Consider the following 3,498-nt stretch of genomic DNA (forward strand, 5'->3'; position numbering starts at 1 on the left):
GCGTATAATCGTCGGCAGCGTCAGATGTGTATAAGAGACAGCGTCATGAGTGATGCCGCCCCGGACAGCCTCGCCCACCACCTCGCCCGCCGCATCATGATGGACGGGCCGCTGTCGGTTGCCGCCTTCATGGCGGAGGCGCTGGGGCATCCGCGCTTCGGCTACTACATGCGCCAGGACCCCTTCGGCGTGTCCGGCGACTTCACCACCGCCCCGGAAATCAGCCAGATGTTCGGCGAGCTGGCCGGGCTGTGGTGCGTCGACACCTGGGCGCGGCTGGGCGGCCCGGCCCCCGTCCATCTGGTGGAGCTGGGGCCGGGCCGCGGCACGCTGATGCAGGACGCCCTGCGCGCCGCCGCGCTCGTCCCCGCCTTCCGCGAGGCCGCCCAGCTCCATCTCGTCGAGACCAGCCCGACGCTGCGCGCCCGCCAGAAGGAAACCCTGGCCGGCCTTCCGGTCGCTTGGCACGACCGGCTGGAGGACGTGCCCGAAGGCCCGACCCTGATCCTCGCCAACGAGTTCTTCGACGCCCTGCCCATCCGTCAGGTTCAGAAGACCAACCACGGCTGGTTCGAGCGGCTGATCGACATCGACCCCGCCGCATCCGCCGATATGACTGCCGACACGCCCCGCTTCCGCTTCGTCCTGGAGGCCTTCGGCAGCGCCGGCGCCCGTCTGATCCCGACGGCCCTGCGCGACGCGCCGGAGGGCAGCGTGGTCGAGGTCTCCCCGGCGTCCCAGGCGGTGGCCCGCCTGATCGGGGAGCGTCTGGCCGCCCACCCCGGCGCGGCGCTGGTGATCGACTACGGCTACCGCGGCGGGCCGGCGGTCGGCGACACGCTCCAGGCGCTGCGCCGCCACGCCTACGCCCCCGTGCTGGACGCGCCGGGCGAGGCCGACCTGACCGCCCATGTGGATTTCGCCGCCATCGCCGCCGCGGCGCGCGAGGGTGGAGCGGAGAGCTTCGGCCCGGTGGACCAGGGCGACTGGCTGGTCCGGCTGGGCATCCAGCCGCGCGCCGCCGCGCTGAAGCGCAACGCCACGGCGAAGCAGGCCGCGGACATCGACTCCGCACTGGCCCGCTTGATCGCGCCCGACCAAATGGGCACCCTCTTCAAGGCGATGGCCCTCGCCTCCCCCGGCCTGGGCTCACCGGCGGGCTTCGAAAGCCCGGATCTGGCATCCTAGACACTGGCATCCGAACAAGAGACCGCGACAGCAAAGGGACGGGTTCGTGATTACGCTTGGCGCGCTGAACGACATCACCCACATCCGACACGCCTTCTTCACCCGCACCGGCGGCGTGTCGACGGGGCTGTACGCCTCGCTGAACGTCGGCTTCGGCTCCGGGGACGCGCCCGCCGCCGTGGCGGAGAACCGCGCGCGCGCCGCCGCCCGCATGGACGTTCCGCCGGAGCGGCTCGTCACCTGCTATCAGGTGCACAGCCCGACCTGCGTCGCCGTGACCGAGCCCTGGACGCCCGATCAGGCGCCGCACGCCGATGCGATGGCGACCGACCGTCCGGGGATCGCGCTGGGCATCCTGACCGCCGACTGCGCCCCGGTGCTGTTCGCCGACGAGAAGGCCCGCGTCATCGGCGCCGCCCATGCCGGCTGGAAGGGCGCCAAGGGCGGCGTTCTGGAGGCGACCATCGCGCGGATGGAGGAGTTGGGCGCCAAGCGCAACCGCATCGTCGCCGCCATCGGCCCCTGCATCGCCCAGCGCTCCTACGAGGTCGGGCCGGAATTCCCCGCCTCCTTCCTGGATGAGGACCCGCGCAACCGCGATTACTTCGCGCCGGCCCGCCGCCCGGATCATTTCCTGTTCGATCTGGCCGGCTACATCACCCGCCGCCTGGGCGACACCGGGGTGGAGATCATCCAGCGCTGCCCCAACGACACGGTGGTCGAGGAGGACCGCTTCTTCAGCTACCGCCGGTCCTGTCTGCGCGGCGAGAAGGACTATGGGCGCGGCCTGTCGGCCATCGTCCTTCAGGGCTGAACACGACAGAAAAGTTCCCACCCGAAATTTGTTCTTACCTCTGACTGATTGCGATACGACCTATTTCAGGTAAGATCGATTCTCAAGGGTGAGGGCATTCCGGAGAGGGAGACGCCGGCATGACGATGGACGCGCACCGGGACGACACGCATCGGGGCGATTGGCGCAGCGCGCGGATGGTGCTCGACAACGGCGGGTTGGACGCCGACCACCGGATGCAGCACGAGCTGATCCGCCGCTTCGTCGCCCTGCCGGGCGAGGAATCCGGGCGCAAGCCGGCGCTGGCCCTGCTGAGCGAGCTGCGCCGCGTCTCGGTCCGCCACTTCCTGCGGGAGGAGCGGGTCCAGGCCTCGATGCGCTACCCGCATCTGGAGGAGCACCGGGCGCAGCACCGCAGGCTGGCCACCCTGCTGGACGACATCATCGGACAGGTGGACGCCGAGGAGTCGGCCTTCGAGTACGGCTATGTGAAGGCCAAGGCGGACGAGCTTCTGCAATTCTGGTTCTTCGACCATTTCGTGAAGGCCGACCTGCCCATGAAATCGCACCTTGCGAAGTTCGCTGTGCGGTGATGCGCAAGCGTCCTGCCGCCACGCTTGCGCCATGCGGGAATCGCAGGGCCGGCTGGCTGCGGCGTCTTGAACCGCCCGTCATGGAACGTTTACATAGGTGCGCCCCTTTGTTATGGTCCGCCGCGTTTTCAAGGGGCGGCGTCGGCAAGGGACTGACGGGCGCACCGGAACCTATTCCCTGCAGAGAGAGCCGACTGCGATGAAGGTGCTTGCCGGCAACAGCAACCGTCCGCTGGCCGAGGCCATCTCCACCTGTCTCGGCGTGCCGCTGACCAAAGCGAGCATCCGCCGTTTTTCGGACATGGAGGTGTTCGTCGAAATCCTGGAGAACGTGCGCGGCGAAGACGTGTTCGTGGTCCAGTCGACGTCGTTCCCGGCCAACGACAACCTGATGGAGCTGCTGGTCACCATCGACGCCCTGCGTCGCGGGTCGGCCCGGCGCATCACGGCGGTCCTCCCCTACTACGGCTATGCGCGCCAGGATCGCAAGACCGGCCCGCGCACGCCGATCTCGGCCAAGCTGGTCGCCAACCTGATCACCCAGGCCGGCGCCAACCGCGTGCTGACCATGGACCTGCATGCGGGCCAGATCCAGGGCTTCTTCGACATCCCGACCGACAACCTGATGGCCGCCCCGGTGTTCGAGAAGGACATCCGCGCGACCTTCGAGGACATCGGCGAGGTGACGATGGTGTCGCCCGACGTCGGCGGCGTGGTGCGCGCCCGCTCGCTGGCCAAGCGGCTGGACGCCGATCTCGCCATCATCGACAAGCGGCGTGAGCGCGCCGGCGTGTCGGAGGTGATGAACATCATCGGCGACGTCAAGAACCGTCGCTGCATCCTGCTCGACGACATCGTGGATTCGGGCGGCACGCTGTGCAACCTGTCTCTTATACACATCTGACGCTGCCGACGATTATACGC

General features: G+C 68.7%; 3 protein-coding genes and 1 pseudogene. All 4 read left to right on the forward strand.

Features of this window, described 5'->3' with window-relative positions; genetic code table 11:
* Positions 1-99: 99 nt before the first annotated feature.
* Entirely contained in the window at positions 100-1,188 is a 1,089-nt protein-coding gene (locus Q4I23_RS31465) for a class I SAM-dependent methyltransferase (protein ID WP_498528823.1), read from the forward strand.
* A gap of 46 nt (positions 1,189-1,234) precedes the next feature.
* Positions 1,235-2,002, forward strand: a complete 768-nt coding sequence (gene pgeF, locus Q4I23_RS31470) for a peptidoglycan editing factor PgeF (protein WP_454020925.1) — start codon at positions 1,235-1,237, stop codon at positions 2,000-2,002.
* A 119-nt stretch (positions 2,003-2,121) separates the two neighbouring features.
* Positions 2,122-2,574: a bacteriohemerythrin gene (locus Q4I23_RS31475; protein WP_454020924.1), complete on the forward strand. Its 453-nt coding sequence runs from the start codon at positions 2,122-2,124 to the stop codon at positions 2,572-2,574.
* 199 nt (positions 2,575-2,773) lie between these two features.
* A pseudogene (locus tag Q4I23_RS31480) lies at positions 2,774-3,466 on the forward strand (ribose-phosphate pyrophosphokinase); the annotation flags it as partial.
* Positions 3,467-3,498 lie beyond the last annotated feature (32 nt).

This window comes from Azospirillum sp. UFLA03-27, assembly GCF_059803775.1.

What these genes read in the sequence shown, in the direction of transcription:
- Q4I23_RS31475 (WP_454020924.1), top strand. Translation starts at nt 2,122, where the DNA reads ATGACGATGGACGCGCACCGGGACGACACGCATCGGGGCGATTGGCGC.
- Q4I23_RS31465 (WP_498528823.1), top strand. Translation starts at nt 100, where the DNA reads ATGGACGGGCCGCTGTCGGTTGCCGCCTTCATGGCGGAGGCGCTGGGG.